Origin of the sequence: Massilia alkalitolerans DSM 17462 (assembly GCF_000427785.1) — a bacterium.
GTDB lineage: Bacteria > Pseudomonadota > Gammaproteobacteria > Burkholderiales > Burkholderiaceae_D > Telluria > Telluria alkalitolerans.
Genome location: NZ_ATYR01000010.1, coordinates 133,107 through 149,949 on the forward strand (window position 1 = coordinate 133,107; position 16,843 = coordinate 149,949).

12 protein-coding genes are annotated in these 16,843 nt (G+C 65.8%); 3 read left to right on the top strand and 9 right to left on the bottom strand.

What is annotated here, in order from left to right; translation table 11 throughout:
* Nucleotides 1-50: 50 nt before the first annotated feature.
* From YWC_RS0112585 to YWC_RS29245, 3 genes are read right to left on the bottom strand one after another with little or no spacing between them, the layout of a single operon-like run.
* Nucleotides 51-1,295, bottom strand: a complete 1,245-nt coding sequence (locus YWC_RS0112585; RefSeq protein ID WP_027865692.1) for a DUF2264 domain-containing protein — start codon at nucleotides 1,293-1,295, stop codon at nucleotides 51-53.
* 12 nt (nucleotides 1,296-1,307) lie between these two features.
* Nucleotides 1,308-2,450 (bottom strand): glycoside hydrolase family 88/105 protein, encoded by a 1,143-nt coding sequence (locus tag YWC_RS0112590; RefSeq protein WP_027865693.1) that lies wholly within the window; start codon nucleotides 2,448-2,450, stop codon nucleotides 1,308-1,310.
* A gap of 5 nt (nucleotides 2,451-2,455) precedes the next feature.
* Nucleotides 2,456-3,781, bottom strand: a complete 1,326-nt coding sequence (locus YWC_RS29245; RefSeq protein ID WP_051306427.1) for a BNR repeat-containing protein — start codon at nucleotides 3,779-3,781, stop codon at nucleotides 2,456-2,458.
* Between the two features lie 142 nt (nucleotides 3,782-3,923).
* On the opposite strand from YWC_RS29245, the gene YWC_RS0112600 reads away from it, so the two are divergent.
* The 3 genes from YWC_RS0112600 (at nucleotide 3,924) to YWC_RS0112610 (ending at nucleotide 8,137) form a co-directional block, all read left to right on the top strand.
* Nucleotides 3,924-6,275 carry a beta-galactosidase gene (locus YWC_RS0112600; RefSeq protein ID WP_027865694.1) on the top strand — a complete coding sequence of 784 codons (2,352 nt, stop codon included), beginning with the start codon at nucleotides 3,924-3,926 and terminating at the stop codon, nucleotides 6,273-6,275.
* A 94-nt stretch (nucleotides 6,276-6,369) separates the two neighbouring features.
* Nucleotides 6,370-7,071 (top strand): MarC family protein, encoded by a 702-nt coding sequence (locus YWC_RS0112605; protein WP_027865695.1) that lies wholly within the window; start codon nucleotides 6,370-6,372, stop codon nucleotides 7,069-7,071.
* A 10-nt stretch (nucleotides 7,072-7,081) separates the two neighbouring features.
* Entirely contained in the window at nucleotides 7,082-8,137 is a 1,056-nt protein-coding gene (locus tag YWC_RS0112610) for a porin (RefSeq protein ID WP_027865696.1), read from the top strand.
* A gap of 1 nt (nucleotide 8,138) precedes the next feature.
* On the opposite strand, the gene YWC_RS0112615 is transcribed toward YWC_RS0112610, so the two are convergent.
* From YWC_RS0112615 to YWC_RS0112640, 6 genes are all read right to left on the bottom strand, one after another.
* Nucleotides 8,139-8,918 (bottom strand): enoyl-CoA hydratase, encoded by a 780-nt coding sequence (locus YWC_RS0112615; RefSeq protein WP_027865697.1) that lies wholly within the window; start codon nucleotides 8,916-8,918, stop codon nucleotides 8,139-8,141.
* Between the two features lie 159 nt (nucleotides 8,919-9,077).
* The gene (locus tag YWC_RS0112620; protein ID WP_027865698.1) at nucleotides 9,078-10,274 is read right to left on the bottom strand and encodes an acetyl-CoA C-acyltransferase; all 1,197 of its coding nucleotides are present in this window, start codon (nucleotides 10,272-10,274) and stop codon (nucleotides 9,078-9,080) included.
* A gap of 27 nt (nucleotides 10,275-10,301) precedes the next feature.
* Nucleotides 10,302-12,719 (bottom strand): 3-hydroxyacyl-CoA dehydrogenase/enoyl-CoA hydratase family protein, encoded by a 2,418-nt coding sequence (locus YWC_RS0112625; RefSeq protein ID WP_027865699.1) that lies wholly within the window; start codon nucleotides 12,717-12,719, stop codon nucleotides 10,302-10,304.
* A 127-nt stretch (nucleotides 12,720-12,846) separates the two neighbouring features.
* Entirely contained in the window at nucleotides 12,847-14,637 is a 1,791-nt protein-coding gene (locus tag YWC_RS0112630; RefSeq protein ID WP_027865700.1) for an acyl-CoA dehydrogenase C-terminal domain-containing protein, read from the bottom strand.
* 50 nt (nucleotides 14,638-14,687) lie between these two features.
* Nucleotides 14,688-15,293: a TetR/AcrR family transcriptional regulator gene (locus YWC_RS0112635; RefSeq protein ID WP_027865701.1), complete on the bottom strand. Its 606-nt coding sequence runs from the start codon at nucleotides 15,291-15,293 to the stop codon at nucleotides 14,688-14,690.
* Between the two features lie 286 nt (nucleotides 15,294-15,579).
* Nucleotides 15,580-16,824, bottom strand: a complete 1,245-nt coding sequence (locus YWC_RS0112640; protein ID WP_027865702.1) for a DUF819 family protein — start codon at nucleotides 16,822-16,824, stop codon at nucleotides 15,580-15,582.
* Between the last annotated feature and the right edge of the window lie 19 nt (nucleotides 16,825-16,843).

Consider the following 16,843-nt stretch of genomic DNA (forward strand, 5'->3'; position numbering starts at 1 on the left):
CACCGCGCGGCCGGAACGCGCCGCCGGCCGCCGCGGTGCCCGCCATGGGTCTAGTAGCTCACCGGATAATCCTTCGGGAAGCCGCGGCCGCCGAAGGCCTTCTTCTGGGTCCAGTCCTGGGCGGGCGCGGTCCAGAAGCTGTCGCTGGCGGGCAGCCCCAGCGCCAGCAGGCTGCTGGAAGCGATGTACATGCTGCCGTTGTTCGAGTACCAGTCCCCCAGTTCGGGCTGGTGGCCGCGAAAGCCGATGGTGAGAAAACCCTCGTCCGTGAAGTTGCCCGGCGCATCCCAGATGGCACGGTGCACCGCATGCAGCGCGGCGCGCACCTGCCCTTCCGGCAGCGAAGCCGGCAGCTGCTTGCGCCAGGCCAGCAGCGCCAGCGGCTGGAAGGCTGCGGTGCGGTAGGTGAGCGAGCGGCCGATCGGCGGGAAGCTGCCGTCCGGGCCGACGAAGCGCTCCAGGTGCTCGCAGTAGCGCTGCGCGCGCCTGATCGCCTGGGCCAGCAGTTCCTGCGGCTTGGCCTGCCAGAAGGGGGCCTTCTTCGCCGCCAGCACGTCGAGCACCTCCAGCAGCATCGGGTACATCACGTAGGAGTTGTAGTAGTCGAAGTGAAAATCCTTGCCGTCCTTTATCCAGCCATCGCCGACATACCACTCGTTGATCTTGCGGATCGCCCCGTTCAGGCGCATCGGGTCGTACTCTTCCCCGATCGACAGCAGCCAGGCTTCGTTCATGGCGGCGAACAGCAGCCAGTTGGTGTTCGGGGGTTCGACCCGGCGCAGGCCCTTGATTTCGGCGACGATGCGCGCCTTGGTCGCAGCGTCGAGCGGCTCCCACAAGACCTTGGGCGCGCGCAGCAGGGCATTGGTGAAATAGGCGGAATCGACCAGCGCCTGGCCTTCGCCCTTCCACTTCAGGTAGTCCGGGCTGCGCGGATCGACCGCGTTGGCATAGCTTTGCAGCGCCATTCCCTGCAGGCGCCGGCGCAAGCTCCCTTCCGGTGTCGCGTCCGCCGGCAAGGCCAGCCAGGGGGCGATGCCCGACATCAGCCGGCCGAAGCATTCGAGATAGGCCACCGCGCGGTCGCGCCCGTCCCAGGTCGGGCTCAGCTCGAGCGGGAAGGTCGTTTTCAGCTCCCCCTTCGCCATGAGCGTCAGCACCGGCTCGGCCATCCGCTGCAGCAGGCGCAGCAGGTAGGCGCGTTCATCGCCGGCCGGCAGCGCCGCCGGTGCCGCTGCCGCCGCGCCCAGGGCCGGTGCGGCGGCTAGCGCCCGCATGAAGTGTCGTCGTTCCATATTCGCCTCTGCTTATCGGTCGGCCAGGCGCGCCATCTCCGCCGCGGCCAGCAGGAAGGCCCCCACGCCGAAAGGCGTGGTCGAGTCCTGGTTCACGACCTGTCCCGGGATCGCGCGCTCGCCGATCGGCTGGACGTAGCCGACCTTGCCGTCCGCTTGCAGGGCGACGGTGCTCAGGTAGTGCCAGCCGCGCTGCGCGACCGGCAGGTAGGCGCCGCGTGGCAGCAGGCCGTTGTTGATCCCCCATAGCATCCCGTAGGTGAAGAAGGCGGTGCCGCTGGTCTCCGGTCCCGGAGCGTGAGCCGGGTCGAGCATGCTGCGGGTCCAGTAGCCCTCCGGCTGCTGGGTGCGCGCCACGGCCCTCGCCATCGCCTGGAAGCGCTCGACGTACTCGGCGCGATGCGGATCGCTTGCCGGCAGTTCGGCCAGCACCTTGGCCAGCCCCGCGAACACCCAGCCGTCGCCGCGCGCCCAGAAATCCTTCTTGCCGCTGGCGCTCTTGTGCTTCGGGTAGACGTACTTGGCGTCGCGGTAGTACAGCTGTTCCTGCGGGTCGTACATGATACTGTTGGCATAGGTGTAGTACTCGTGCAGCTTCTCGAGGTACTGGGGATTGCCGGTGATCTTGTACAGCTTCGTCATGACCGGCATCACCATGTACAGGCCGTCCGCCCACCACCAGTAATCCTTGTTGGGGGTGCTCATCTGGTATTCCATCACCTCGCGGGCGCGCGCGATCTTGCGCGGGTGTTTATCCAGTTCGTACAGGTCCGCATAGGTCTGGAACGCGATCTGCCAGTCGCCGAACAGGACGTGTTCATCGGTTTCGCCATAGTTGTACTTCCACCTGGCCTTGTCCGGCGACTTCGCCCCCATCCAGGCATTGTGCTCGGCCCATTCCTCGGAATAGCGGCGGTAGCGCTCGTTGCCGGTCACGCGATAGGCTTCGATGTTTCCGGTATGGTAGGCCGCCACGTCCCAAAAGGCCCACTGCTTCGCCGGCGTCTTCGCCTGCCAGTGGGTGTTGACCTTGTCGATGATGGCGAGCACTTCGCCGCGCTTGACGCCGGTGTCGGATTGCGGCGGTGTCGCACAGCCGCCCAGAACCAGGCCCAGCGCAAGCAGCATGCCGGTGAAGTATTTTTTTGTATTCATGTCGTTCATGGTGTGGCTGGGCAGGCCGGCGTCCATTCGAGGACGCCGACCCTGGTCGGACCGCTCGGCAGGACGCCTTCGGCGTCGGCCTGGTGCACGGTTTGCAGGTAGAGGTTGAGCTGGCCGGCGTCGCGCCACAATTCGGTGTCGAAGCTCGGCTCCCAGGCCCCCATGGCGCGCTCGAGCAGGTCGCTCACCTGCCAGCGGCCCTGGCGCAAGTCGGGTGTGCAGGCCACGGACACCTTGTGGCCGCGCTCCGCATCGCGGAACACGAGCCAGGCCGCGCCGCTGTTGCGGACCAGGATCTGCGGACGCGAGATCGGGATCGCCTTGGTCCCGAGGCCGGATAGCGAGAAGGCCGTCCGCCGGAAGGCCAGGTCCTGCGACTGCCAGCCCTGGCCATCGTGGCGCACCACGCGGTATTGCGGCACGGCGCTGCCGGCGTCGCGCCAGTAGCTGGCGATGACCGGATGGCCGTCGCGGTCGGCCGCCATGGCGGTCTGGTTGATCAGTTCGCTCCTTTGCGGAACCTGCGCCGCCACTTCCGCCGTGCCTGCCGTGATCGGCAACTGGTAAGGCTCGCCCTTGCTGCGCTCCCAGGTCCGGCCGCCGTCGCGCGAACGGGCATAGGCCAGGTCATGGTTGCTGGCGACGTCGGGCGACTCGCGCCATACCCAGGACAGGTGCAGCGTCCCCGCCCTGTCCACGAAGGCTTGCCAGTAGGCGTTGCGCTGCCCTTCCCCGCTCAGGAGATTGTCCTGCAGGCGCTGCCAGGACTGGCTATGCGGGTCGTAGCGGTTGATGACCAGGTTGCCGCGGCCGGAGCCGCCGTCGCGGTAGAGGAACAGCAGGCCGCCGTCCGGCATGCGGTAGAACTCCGGGTAGGACACGGACTTCTCGCCGCGCCCGGTCATCGCCTGCTGGGGGCCGAGGCTCAAGACGCCGGGCGACGTTCCGCGCGCGTAGCGCAAGGGTCCATTGTGGTGGTCCCAGGCCACGTGCAGGAAGCCTGCGCCATCGACCATGATGCTGATGCTGTTGTGGGCGTCGCTGGCCTTGCCCAGGTACTGGGTGGGCGCCAGCTGCCACTCAAGGGCGCCCAGGCGGCGCTTGCCCAGCACCAGCCTGGCCGCGGCGTCGTAGAAGGCGATGTACTGGCTGCCCTCGTGCGTGACGAGCGAGTTCTTGCGGAACACCACGGCATTGACCGAATTGGCCGCCCAGCCGTCCGCCACCTCGACGACGCGCACGGCCGGCTGCTGTATCAAGCCTGCGCAGGCGCACAGCAGGACGGAACAGGCAAGCGATACGCCGATCGGCAGGATTCTCATCAATTCTCCACGTGAATCCGGCTACCTTACACCGCAAATCGTCGCGGCCGGAATCAAGCTGATGAGTATTGTGGCCGGACCGCGCTCCGGCACGGCGTGTTCCACTACCATGATGGGCACCAGCCTTCGACCAGGACCCGCCATGCCCCTTCATCCATCGCGCCGCACTTTTCTGAGCGCCGCCGCCGGCACCGCCCTGGCACTGAACGTGCCGAGAGCCGTCGCCGCATCGCCCCGCTTCGCCATCGGCGACAAGGACTTCCTGCTGGACGGGAAGCCGCTGCAGATCCGCTGCGGCGAGATGCATTTCGCCCGGGTGCCGCGTGAATACTGGGGGCACCGGCTAAAAGCGATCAAGGCCATGGGCCTGAACACGGTCTGTGCCTACCTGTTCTGGAACTACCATGAATGGCGCGAGGGTCGCTACCGCTGGGAAGGCCAGCGCGATGCCGCCGAATTCTGCCGCATGGCGCAGGCGGAAGGCCTGTGGGTCATCCTGCGTCCCGGACCTTACGCCTGCGCCGAGTGGGAAATGGGTGGCCTGCCCTGGTGGCTGCTGAAGCACCCGGGCGACAGCTTCTTGCGCAGCCGCGCCCCGGCCTTCGTGGAGCCGGCGCGGCGCTGGCTGAAGGAAGTCGGCCGGGTGCTGGCGCCGATGCAGGTGACCCAGGGCGGTCCGATCCTGATGGTACAGGTCGAGAACGAATACGGCTTCTTCGGCGAAGACCGCGACTACATGCGGGTCATGCGCCAGGCCCTGCTCGACGCGCGCTTCGATGTCCCGCTGTTCCAGTGCAATCCGACCAATGCGGTGGCCAAGACCCACATCCCGGAACTGCTCTCGGTGGCCAACTTCGGCAGCGACCCGGAGCGCGGCTTCAAGGCGCTGGCCGCGGTGCAGCAAGGGCCCCTGATGTGCGGCGAATACTATTCCGGCTGGTTCGACACCTGGGGCACGCCGCACAAGCGCGGCGACAATGCGCGCGCCATCCGCGATATCGACACCATGCTGAAGGCGAACGGCTCGTTCAGCCTGTACATGGCGCACGGCGGCACCACCTTCGGCCTGTGGGGCGGCTGCGACCGCCCCTTCCGTCCCGACACGACCAGCTATGACTACGATGCCCCGATCAGCGAGGCGGGATGGCTGGGCGAGAAATTCCGCACCTACCGCGAATGCCTGGGCAAGCACCTTCAGCCCGGCGAAACCCTGCCCGAGGCGCCGGCGCACCTGCCGGTGATGGCGATTCCCGCGTTTGCGCTGAAGGAGACCGCGCCCGTATTCGCGAACCTGCCGGCAAAAGTGATCCGGGACGCGTCGCCACGCAACATCGAACAGTACGACATCAGCCGCGGCCTGGTCGCCTACAGCATCACGTTGCCGCCCGGCCCGGCGGCCAGGCTGGAAGCTGCGAACGCGCGCGACCTGGCCTGGGTCTACGCCGGCGGGCGCCTGGCCGGCACGATGGACACGCGCCATCGCCGCTTCAGCGTCGACCTGCCGGCGCGCACCCAGCCGACCCAGGTCGAGATCCTGCTGTACACGATTGCGCGCGTGAATTTCGGCGTCGAGGTCCACGACCGCAAGGGGCTGCAGGGTCCGGTGCTGCTGCGCACGGAGGACGGCGCCGCCCAGGAACTGAGCGGCTGGGACATCCGCGCCATCGATTTCGGCGACGACGGCGAGCTGCCGCCGCTGCGCTGGCAGGCCAAGCGCGTTGCCGGCCCGGCGTTCTGGCGCGGCAGCTTCGACGTGAAGGAACAGGCCGACACCTTCCTCGACATGTCGAGCTGGGGCCAGGGCATCGTCTGGATCAACGGCCGCTGCCTGGGCCGCTACTGGAGCATCGGCCCGACCCAGACCATGTACCTGCCGGGTCCCTGGATCAAGGCCGGCCGCAATGAAGTCGTGGTGCTCGACCTGACCGGGCCGCGCGCCAGCCGCATCGAAGGGCGCACCACGCCCATCCTCGACGAACTGCACCCCGAGCGCGACCTGGCGCGTCCGGCCAGCTCCGCGCGCCCGCGCCTGGCGGGCGTGGCGCCGGTGCATGCCGGGCAGTTCGCCGGCGGCCCCGCCACCCAGGAGGCCAGGTTCGAACAGCCGGCGCGCGGACGCCAGCTGTGCCTGGAAGTGGTCGACAGCTTCGACGGCAAGCCGCATGCGGCCGTTGCCGAACTCGCCCTGCTCGGCCTGGACGGCAAGCCGATGAACCAGAGCACATGGACCATCGCCTACGCCAGCAGCGAAGAAGCGCACAAGGAAGACGGCGGCGCCCTGAATGCCATCAACGGCCAGGCCAGCGACTACTGGCATACCGCCTACAGCAAGGGCGAGACGCCCGCTGGGCCGGCGCGGCTGATCATCGATCTCGGCGCAGCGGTCGATATTGCCGGCCTGCGCTACACGCCGCGCCAGGGCCCGGACACCGTGACGGGCCGGATCCGGCGCTACCGCGTCTACGTCGGCGACCGGCTGGTGCAGCCAATGTAAGCCGGCAGCGGGGCGTCACGATTTTTGCCTTCGTCCTATACTTGCGTATTGGACTTCGTTGCGATGCAGTTTGTCGTAACTCGCAGAAATTGTCATGACAATCGAATTATTGCTGGCAGCAGCCAAGGGCTTCCTGTTTGTGCTGGCAACCATGCTGCCGATCTTGAATCCGGCAGCAACAGCGCCAATTTTCCTCAGCATGACCGATGGCGCATCGGCTGCGACCCGCACATTGCTGGCGCGCCGTATCGCGCGCAACATGTTCTGGCTGATGACGGGCTCGATGCTGATCGGTTCCTATGTGCTCGACTTCTTCGGCATCTCGCTGCCCATCGTCCGCATCGGCGGCGGCCTGCTGCTTGCCTCGGTGGCCTGGCGCCTGCTGGGCGCGACGCCGTCCACGCCCGACAGCCGCGCCGCCCTGGCCGAGGCGTACACACCCGACCATGCGCACCGCCAGGCCTTCTATCCGCTGACCTTCCCCATCAGCTGCGGTCCGGCCTCGATCTCGGTCGCGATCACCGTGGGTGTTTCCCTGCACGATGTCCGGATGGTGCTGTCGCTGGCGCGCATGGGCGGCGCCCTGCTGGCGCTGGCGCTCATCGGCGTGCTGCTGTATCTCGCTTTCCGCTATGGGGAACACTTCCTGCGCCTGATCGGCGAAGCCGGCACCGCCGTCTTCCTGCGCCTGACCGCCTTCATCCTGCTGTGCCTTGGCGTGCAGATCGTGTGGGATGGCGTCAGCGAACTGCTGCTCGAGGTCATGAGCGTGCCGTCCCACCTCGTTGCAGCCTAGGAGAGCACGTATGTCGACACCGCGTTTTTTATCGGGAAGCCTGGCACTTGGACTGGCGGGCTGCCTGGCCTGGACCCAGGCCGCGGCCCAGGATGCTCCCGCTATCGACTTTTACGCATCGCTGCGCACCCAGGTCGAAGCGGTCCGTCCGGATCGCGACGACCGCCTGGACAGTTATGCGGGTGTCAGGGATGCCTACTCGCGGGTGGGCATCAAGATCGACCATCCGCTGGGCGCCGGGCTGGCGCTGACGGGACAACTGGAACTGCCTGTCGATTCGGCCAACTTCCGGATGCGCGATCCCTACGACCAGGGCGATGCCCAGCGTCCCCACGGAGAGCGGATCAGGCTCGCCCACCTCGGCTTGCGCAGCAGGTTCGGAACGATCACCTGGGGCCAGCAGTGGATGCCTTACTACAACGCGGTCGCGGCGCCGGTGGACATGTTCAGCACCTATTACAGCGGCTTTGCGACCTATACCGTTTTTCGCGTGGCGCAAACGCTTGCGTATGCGACGCCGGAAGTCGCGGGGTTTGCATTCAGCGCAGGGTATACCGGCAGCAGCGGCAACGCGCGTTCGACCTCGCGCATCGATGCGCCGCGCCGGCAAATCGCTGCCACTTATACCTTCGGCGACACCCGCCTTGCCGCAGGCATCGATGACCGGGGCGACGCTGGTTACGGGCGCAACCGGATCGTCGGGCTGTCGGCCAGCCACCAGGCCGGCAATCTCTACCTGGCCGCCAAGGTCGAGCGTTTCGACTCGGGGAACCGCCAGCGCGGTAGCTTTTCAAGCGACGGCAACCAGGCCGTCAACCTGTTCGGCAGCTATGCGATGGGCAAGACCACGTTCAAGCTGATGCTGGCGAAGGTGGACAACTATGGCGACAACATCATTCACCTTGGCGTCGACCACCAGGTCTCGGATGCCTTGAAGCTGTTCGCCGAATACTATCGGGAAGGCTCGACCGCCGTCCTCACGCCGCGCCGTGGTGGCCTGGACGATTTCGATGCCGGCATCAGTGGCGGTCAAGCGCTTGCTGTCGGCATCCGCTACGACTTCTGAATCAGTCGAACTTCGAGAAGTCCGGCTTGCGCTTCTCGAAGAAGGCGGTAAACGCTTCCTTCGCTTCCGGCGCCAGCAGCATGGCGGCGAAGCGCTCGTTCTCGGCGGCGATGGCGGCTTCGATGCTTTCGATGCGCGGACGCTTCATCAGCGCCTTGGTGGTGCGGATCGAGGCGGCCGGCAGCGCCACCAGCTTGGCGGCCTGCTGTTCGGCGAAGGCGCGCAGCTCGGCGGCCGGCAGCACGCGCGTGATCAGGCCCATCTCGAACGCTTCCTGCGCGCCGAAGGCTTCGCCCAGCAGCAGCTTCTCGGCGGCGCGCGGGTAGCCCGCGAGTTGCGGCAGCAGCAGCGAGGAGCCGAATTCAGGGCACAGGCCGAGCTGGGTGAAGGGTACCGAGAACTTCGCATTGTCGGCGGCGTACACCAGGTCGCAGTGCATCAGCATGGTGGTGCCGATGCCGATGGCGGCGCCGGCCACGGCAGCGATCACCGGCTTGGTCGAGCCGTGCAGGGCGCGCATGAACTGGAAGACCGGGCGGCTTTCGGCCGGCACGCCTTCCACCGGGGCCGAGTTCTTCATGAAGTCGTCGAGGTCGTTACCGGCGGTGAAGATCTCGGGCTTGCCGACGATGAGGATGGCGCGCACGGCGGTGTCGCTTTCCGCGTCCAGCAGCGCGTCGGCCATAGCCTGGTACATCGTGGCGGTGATCGCGTTCTTGCGCTCGAGGCGGTTGAATTCGATGGTCAGGAGGCCGTTGGCCTTGTTGATCAGCATGTCCATGGTTCTGGAGTCTCCCGTTTATTCTGAGTCTGGATGAACGCGTGGGCAGGAAACCTGCCCACCCTACGATTCGCGGCAATTCCGCTTTTGTAGGGTGGGCGGGTTCTCCGCCCACGCAGTGATACGTGGCAGCTGCGTTACCGCGCCGCCCTTTTTCAATTAAACGCGCTCGATGATACCCGCTGCGCCCATGCCGGCGCCGACGCACATCGTCACCATGCCGTACTTCAGGTTGTTGCGGCGCAATGCGTGCACGACGGTCGCGGCGCGGATCGCGCCGGTGGCGCCCAGCGGGTGGCCCAGGGCGATCGCGCCGCCCATCGGATTCACTTTAGAGGTGTCGAGGCCCAGGTCGCGGATCACGGCCAGCGCCTGCGCTGCAAACGCTTCGTTCAGCTCGATCCAGTCCAGCTGGTCCTGGCTGATGCCGGCGGCCGCCAGCGCTGCCGGGATGGCGACCTTCGGGCCGATGCCCATGATCTCCGGCGGCACGCCGCGCACGGCGAAGGAAGAGAACTTGGCCAGCGGGGTCAGGTTGTGCTCCTTCAGGATCTTCTCGCTGACGACGATCAGCGCACCGGCGCCGTCCGACATCTGCGACGAGGTCGCGGCGGTCACGCTGCCCTTGGCGGCGAACACCGGCTTGAGCTTGGCCATGCCTTCCATGCTGGCGTCGGCGCGCGGGCCTTCGTCCAGGTCGACGGTGCGGCGCTTGACCGAGATTTCACCGGTGGCCAGGTTCGGCGTGCGGGTGACGATTTCCACCGGGGTGATCTCGTCCTTGAAGTAGCCGGCCTGCTGGGCGGCGATGGCGCGGCGGTGCGATTCCAGGCCGAAGGCGTCCTGGTCTTCGCGCGAGATCTTCCACTGCTCGGCCACCTTCTCGGCGGTCAGGCCCATGCCGTAGGCCAGGCCCACGTTCTCGTCCTTGAACGTTTCCATGTTGATCGACGGGTGATGGCCCATCATCGGGACCATCGACATCGATTCGACGCCGCCGGCGATCATCACGTCGGCTTCGCCCACGCGGATGCGGTCCGCCGCCATGGCCAGGGCGGTGATGCCCGAGGCGCAGTAGCGGTTGACGGTGACGCCGCCCACGGTGTTCGGCAGGCCTGCCAGCACCACCGCGTTACGCGCCACGTTGAAGCCCTGCTCCGCTTCCGGGAACGAGCAGCCGACGATGGCGTCGACGATCAGCGCCGGGTCCAGGTTCGGCACGGCTGCCATGGCGCCGCGGATGGCGTGCACCAGCAGGTCGTCCGGGCGGGTCTTGTTGAAGAAGCCGCGCGGCGCCTTGCCGATCGGGGTACGGGTCGCTGCGACGATGTATGCGTCTTGAAGTTGTTTGCTCATGATTTGTCGTCCTGTTCTGTCGTCGCTTTAGTTGCGCACCGGCTTACCGTTTTGCATCATGCCCATGATGCGCTCCTGGGTCTTCGGATTGCTCAGCAGCGCGATGAAGGCCTTGCGTTCCATGTCGAGCAGCCACTGCTCGGACACCACGCTGCCCTGGTCGATGTCGCCGCCGGTCACGATCTCGGCGATGGTGTCGCCCAGGTGGTAGTCGTAGGCCGAGATGAAGCCGCCGTCACGCATGTTGACCAGCTGGCCGCGGATGGTCGCCCAGCCGTAGCGGCCGGTGACCGTGATCGGGCGGCGCGCCGGGGCGCGGTAGCCGGCGTCGAACATGGCGCGCGCGGTGGTCTTGGCCACGTGCAGCAGTTCGTACGGGTTGAAGACGATGATGTCGTCTTCCTTCAGGTAGCCCATGGCCTTCGCTTCCAGGGCCGACTTCGACACCTGCGCGGTGGCCGCGTTGGTGAAGCCGGTCTTCAGGAATTGCAGGATGTCGTTGCCCTTGGCTTCGGTGAAGGCGCGGACGGCCGCTTCCTTCAGACCGCCGCCGGCCGGCACCAGGCCGACGCCGACTTCGACCAGGCCGATGTAGGACTCGATCGAGGCCACGCGCTTCGATGCGTGCAGCGCCATCTCGCAGCCGCCGCCCAGCGCCAGGCCCGCGACAGCGGCGACCACCGGGATGTTCGAGTACTTCATCTGCATGAACACGTCCTGCAGCTGGCGCACCATCGGTTCCATCGCCTTGGCGCCGCCCATCATGAAGGCCGGCAGGGCCGACTGCAGGTCGGCGCCGGCCGAGAAGGCGCCGCCTTCGGCCGCGTCGGTATTCCAGATCACCAGGCCCTTGTAGCCCTTCTCCGCCTCTTCCATGCCGCGCTGCAGGCCCTTCACCACGCCTTCGCCGATGACGTGCATCTTGGTCTTGAGCGAGACGACCAGCACTTCGTCGTCCGAGTGCCACAGGCGCACCGAGTCGTCCTCGAACACGGTGGTGCCGAAGGTCTTCGGATCAATGGTGGTCGAGCCGACCACCGGCGCGCGGAACTGCTGGCGCTGGTACACCGGCAGGTCGGATGCCGGCACGTAGGCGTTCTTCGAGGCCGAGTACGAGCCTTCCGCGGTGTGCACGCCCTTCTCTGCGACCGGGCCTTCGAACACCCAGCTTGGCAGCGGTGCATTGACCAGCGCCTTGCCGCTATCGATGTCTTCCTTCACCCACTGGGCGATCTGGGTCCAACCGGCGGCCTGCCAGGTCTCGAACGGACCGACGCTCCAGCCGAAGCCCCAGCGCATCGCGAAGTCGACGTCGCGCGCGTTGTCGGCAATCGTATCCAGATGGAACGCGATGTAGTGGAAGGCGTCGCGGAAGATCGCCCACAGGAACTGCGCCTGCGGGTTGGTCGATTCGCGCATGGCCTTGAACTTCTTGACCGGGTCTTTCTCTTTCAGGATGCGGCCGACGATGTCGGCGGCCTTGGCGCCGCTCGGCACGTATTCGCCGGTGGCGAAGTCGAGGCGCTGGATCTCCTTGCCGACCTTCTTGTAGAAGCCGCCGCCGGTTTTCTGGCCCAGGGCGCCCTTCTCGATCAGCTTGGCCAGCACGTCCGGGGTCTTGTACAGGCTGAAGAACGGATCATCCTGCAGGGTGTCCTGCATGGTCTTGATCACGTGGCCCATGGTGTCCAGGCCCACGACGTCGGCGGTGCGGAAGGTGCCGGATTTCGCGCGGCCCAGCTTGGCGCCGGTCAGGTCGTCGACCACGTCCACGCTCAGGCCGAACTTCTCGGCTTCGTGGATGGTGGCCAGCATGCCGAAGATGCCGACGCGGTTGGCGATGAAGTTTGGGGTGTCTTTTGCACGCACCACGCCCTTGCCCAGGGTCGAGGTCAGGAAGGTTTCCAGCTGGTCCAGGATTTCCGGGCGGGTGCCCGCGGTCGGGATCAGTTCCACCAGGTGCATGTAGCGCGGCGGGTTGAAGAAGTGCACGCCGCAGAAGCACGCCTTCAGTTCGTCGTCGAAACCTTCGGCCAGCTTGTTGATCGACAGGCCCGAGGTGTTGGAGGCGAAGATGGCGTTGGCGCCGATGTGCGGAGCGACCTTCTTGTACAGGTCGTGCTTCCAGTCCATGCGCTCGGCGATGGCTTCGATGATCAGGTCGCAGCCCGCCAACACGTCGAGGTTGTCCTCGTAGTTGGCCACTTCGATCAGGGCCGCGTCATCCTTGTTGCCCAGCGGGGCCGGCGACAGCTTCTTCAGGCCTTCGATGGCCTTCAGGACGATGGAATTTTTATTGGCGTTGCCGCCGGAGCTTTGCTCCGGCTTGGCGGGCAGGTCGAACAGCACGACCGGCACTTTCGCGTTCACGCAGTGCGCAGCGATCTGCGCGCCCATCACGCCGGCGCCGAGCACGGCGACTTTCTTCACGATGAAATTGGACATGTAAGTATTCCTAAGAGTTAGCGTCGTCCCGGCGAAGGCCGGGACCCAAGTTCTGCATGTGCTGTCGCACTGCAAGCAAAATTGGGTACCGGCCTTCGCCGGTACGACGGTCTTGCGTGATGAGGTGTTAGAACAGGTCTGCGTCCATGGCCAGCAGGTTCGATGCACCCGAACGTGCCTGGCGGATCAGCATCGCGGTTTCCGGATACAGGCGGGCGAAGTAGAAGCGCGCGGTGTGCAGCTTGGCCGCATAGAACTTGTCGTCCGAGTCCTGCTTGGCCAGCGCGATCTTCGCCATCTGGGCGAAGAAGTAGCTGAACACCAGGTGGCCCACGACGCGCAGGTAAGGCACGGCGGCGGCGCCGACTTCGTCCTGGTTCTGGAAGGCCTTCATGCCGATTTCCATGGTCAGCTTGGTGACCTTCTCACCGAGCTCGCCCAGCGGGGTCACGAACTCGGACATCGACTCGTCCAGGCCGTTCTCTTCGACGAAAGCCTTGATCTTCTCGCCGAAGGCGCGCAGCTTGGCGCCGTTGTCCATCAGGATCTTACGGCCCAGCAGGTCCAGCGACTGCACGGTGTTGGTGCCTTCGTAGATCATGTTGATGCGGGCGTCGCGCACGTACTGCTCCATGCCCCACTCGCTGATGTAGCCGTGGCCGCCGTACACCTGCATCGCTTCCGAGGTCGCGATCCAGCCGTTGTCGGTGATGAAGGCCTTCACGATCGGGGTCAGCAGCGCGACTTCGCCGGCGGCTTCCTTGCGCACTTCCTCGTCCGGGTGGTTCAGTTCGCGGTCGATCTGCAGCGCGATGTACGAGGTCAGGGCGCGCGCGCCTTCGGCGAAGGCCTTGGCGGTGAGCAGCATGCGGCGCACGTCCGGGTGCACGATGATCGGGTCGGCCGGCTTGTCCGGCGCCTTCGGGCCCGACAGCGAACGCATCTGGATGCGTTCCTTGGCGTAGACCAGCGCGTTCTGGTACGCGACTTCGGTCAGGCCCAGCGACTGCATGCCGACGCCCAGGCGGGCCGCGTTCATGAACACGAACATCGCCTGCAGGCCCTTGTGCGGCTGGCCGATCAGGGTGCCGATCGCGCCGTCCAGGTTCATCTGGCAGGTGGCGTTGCCGTGGATGCCCATCTTCTCTTCGATGGCGCCGCAGGCGATGCCGTTGCGCTCACCGACCGAGCCGTCGGCATTCACCTTGAACTTCGGCACCAGGAACAGCGAGATGCCCTTCGAGCCTTCGGGTGCATCCGGCAGGCGCGCCAGCACCAGGTGGACGATGTTCTCGGCCATGTCGTGTTCGCCGGCCGAGATGAAGATCTTGGAACCGGTGATGCTGTAGGTGCCGTCGGCCTGCGGTTCGGCCTTGGTGCGCAGCAGGCCCAGGTCGGTGCCGCAATGCGCTTCGGTCAAGCACATGGTGCCGGTCCACTCGCCGGAGACCAGCTTCGGCAGGAACAGCTTCTTCTGCTCGTCGGTACCGTGCTCCTTCAGGCACTCGTAGGCGCCGTGCGACAGGCCCGGGTACATGGTCCATGCCTGGTTCGACGAGTTCAGCATCTCGTAGAAGGAGTTGTTCAGCGAGACCGGCAGGCCCTGGCCGCCGTATTCCGGATCGCACGCCAGCGCGGCCCAGCCGCCTTCGACGTACTGTTTATACGCTTCCTTGAAGCCCTTCGGGGTGGTCACGGCCTTGGTGGCGGCGTCGAAATGGCAGCCTTCGCGGTCGCCCGAGTGGTTCAGCGGGAACAGCACTTCCTGCGTGAATTTCGCACCTTCTTCGAGCACCTGGTTGATGATGTCGGCGTCGATTTCCTGGTAGGCAGGCAGGTTCTTGAACTCTTCGCTGACATTGAGGAATTCGTGCAGAACGAACTGCATATCCCGGATTGGCGCGACGTACTGACCCATGGTTTTCTCCTGAACGAAGGTGATGTGTTATTTGACGGTTGGCGTAGTGCTTACTGCGCCGGTGAATCTGGATTGCGGTAGTTCTCGACCAGCCGCTCGAAACCGCGGCGGGCGCGCTCGACCGCGCCTGCATTGCGCAAGAAGCGGGCGTCGTGGTGCAGGGCCAGGATCAGCCCATACATTTCATACACGAGCTGCTCGGCATCGGCATCGGAACGCAGGTGGCCGACCTCGATCGCCTGGCGCGCGGCGCGGCGCAGCGCGTCCTGCCAGTCCTGCACCATCTTGACCAGCTCCTCGCGGATTGGCCCCGGGCGGTCGTCGTATTCGACCGCGCCGCTGATGTAGATGCAGCCGGATGCGATCTCGACCGACACGCGCGCCAGCCAGCGGTCGAACATCGACTGCAGGCGCGGCAGGCCGCGCGGCTCGCGCACGCTCGGGAAGAACACTTCCTGCTCGAAGCGGTGGTGGTAGAGCTTGACGACCTCCAGCTGCAGGTCTTCGCGCGAGCCGAAATGGGCGAACACGCCGGATTTGCTCATGTTCATCCGGTCGGCCAGCACGCCGATGGTCAGGCCTTCCAGGCCGTCGCGGCTCGACAGCTCGAGCGCCACGTCCAGGATCGCTGCCCGCGTGAGTTCGCCCTTGCGCATGAATTTGGCTGAAGTAGTGATAGCTGCCCCTGAATCGAAAAAATCCGAACGCTCGTACTATTATCTACCAGAGATGAAATGTCAAACGGGAACTTAGAGGCGAGATTCTATTGATGCAGGACAACGGCAAGCGAGGTGAAGCCGCTTGCAGAGCGTTCCTCGCCAGAGCTGGCGAGGACAAGCTTGTCGCAGATGTAAAGGTACAGCATTTTTCGTGCTTGTGGCGTATGCCGCGGGCGCGTTCCGGACATTTCGAGCGGGCGCCCTGCGCCCGCTCCTTGCAGCCTCAGGTCGCCAGGCTGCGCAGCACCAGCCCGGTGATATAGGCGCAGTAGGTCCCCAGCGCATAGCCAAGCACCGCCAGCAGCACGCCGACCGGCGCCAGCGCCGGGTGGAAGGCCGAAGCCACCACCGGCGCGGAGGCGGCGCCGCCGACGTTGGCCTGCGAACCGACCGCCATGAAGAACAGCGGCGCGCGGATCAGCTTGGCCACGAGCAGCAACAGGCCACCGTGCACGCAGATCCAGATCAGGCCCAGCACGAACAGCCATGGGCGGTCGAGCAGCGCGTTCAGGTCCATCTGCATGCCGATGGTCGCCACCAGGAAGTACAGCATGGCCGAACCGAGGGTCGAGGCGCCGGCGCCTTCCAGGCTGCGCGCCTTCGTGAAGCTGAGCAGCATGCCGAAGGTGGTGGCGAACACCACGATCCAGAAGAAGGACGAAGTCAGGCTGTAGTCCTGCAGGCGCCATTCTTGCGGCAGGCTGGCGATCCAGCCCACGGTGGGGCCGGTCAATGCATGCGACAGGCCGGTGACGCCCAGGCCCACGGCCAGGATCACCATCACGTCGGTCAGGGTCGGCATGCGCGCATGCTCGGCCTGGTAGGTCTCGATGCGCGTCTTGAGGGCATTGATGGCGGAGAGGTCGGCCCCGGTCCAGCGATCGAAGGCCTGGGCACGGCCGGCCAGGAACAGCAGCACCGCCATCCAGACGTTCGCCACCAGCACATCGACGGCGACGAACTGGCCGAACAGGGTGGCATCGACCTCGAACACTTCCTTCATCGCGGCCTGGTTGGCGCCGCCGCCGATCCAGGCGCCGGTGATGGTGGTCATGCCGCGCCAGGTCTCGCCTGCCACCGTCTCCGGATGGATCACCCGCATGACTTCGAAGGACACGATCGCGCCCAGCATGATGCCGACGGTGCCGGTCAGGAACATGATGATCGCCTTTGGACCGAGCCGCACGATGGCGCCGAAGTCGATCGCGATACACAGCAGCACCAGCGCGCTGGGCAACAGGTAGTCGCGCGCCACCGGATACAGCCTGGACAGGCTTCCGTCGATGATGCCGAAGGTATTCAGGATGGCCGGGACCAGGTAGCACAGCAGCAGGGCCGGCACATAGGTATAGAACTTCTTCCAGAAGCCATCGGTCCGGGAGGAGGACCAGAAGACGAAACCGAGGATCGATGCGAGGATGCCGAGCACGACGGCATCATTGGTGACGAGAGGAACAGCAGTCTGCATGGAAAGGACACGAAGAGGT

Coding starts and splice junctions, on each gene's coding strand:
- YWC_RS0112585 (WP_027865692.1), bottom strand. CDS start 1,295: ATGGAACGACGACACTTCATGCGGGCGCTAGCCGCCGCACCGGCCCTG.
- YWC_RS0112590 (WP_027865693.1), bottom strand. CDS start 2,450: ATGAATACAAAAAAATACTTCACCGGCATGCTGCTTGCGCTGGGCCTG.
- YWC_RS29245 (WP_051306427.1), bottom strand. CDS start 3,781: ATGAGAATCCTGCCGATCGGCGTATCGCTTGCCTGTTCCGTCCTGCTG.
- YWC_RS0112600 (WP_027865694.1), top strand. CDS start 3,924: ATGCCCCTTCATCCATCGCGCCGCACTTTTCTGAGCGCCGCCGCCGGC.
- YWC_RS0112605 (WP_027865695.1), top strand. CDS start 6,370: ATGACAATCGAATTATTGCTGGCAGCAGCCAAGGGCTTCCTGTTTGTG.
- YWC_RS0112610 (WP_027865696.1), top strand. CDS start 7,082: ATGTCGACACCGCGTTTTTTATCGGGAAGCCTGGCACTTGGACTGGCG.
- YWC_RS0112615 (WP_027865697.1), bottom strand. CDS start 8,918: ATGGACATGCTGATCAACAAGGCCAACGGCCTCCTGACCATCGAATTC.
- YWC_RS0112620 (WP_027865698.1), bottom strand. CDS start 10,274: ATGAGCAAACAACTTCAAGACGCATACATCGTCGCAGCGACCCGTACC.
- YWC_RS0112625 (WP_027865699.1), bottom strand. CDS start 12,719: ATGTCCAATTTCATCGTGAAGAAAGTCGCCGTGCTCGGCGCCGGCGTG.
- YWC_RS0112630 (WP_027865700.1), bottom strand. CDS start 14,637: ATGGGTCAGTACGTCGCGCCAATCCGGGATATGCAGTTCGTTCTGCAC.
- YWC_RS0112635 (WP_027865701.1), bottom strand. CDS start 15,293: ATGCGCAAGGGCGAACTCACGCGGGCAGCGATCCTGGACGTGGCGCTC.
- YWC_RS0112640 (WP_027865702.1), bottom strand. CDS start 16,824: ATGCAGACTGCTGTTCCTCTCGTCACCAATGATGCCGTCGTGCTCGGC.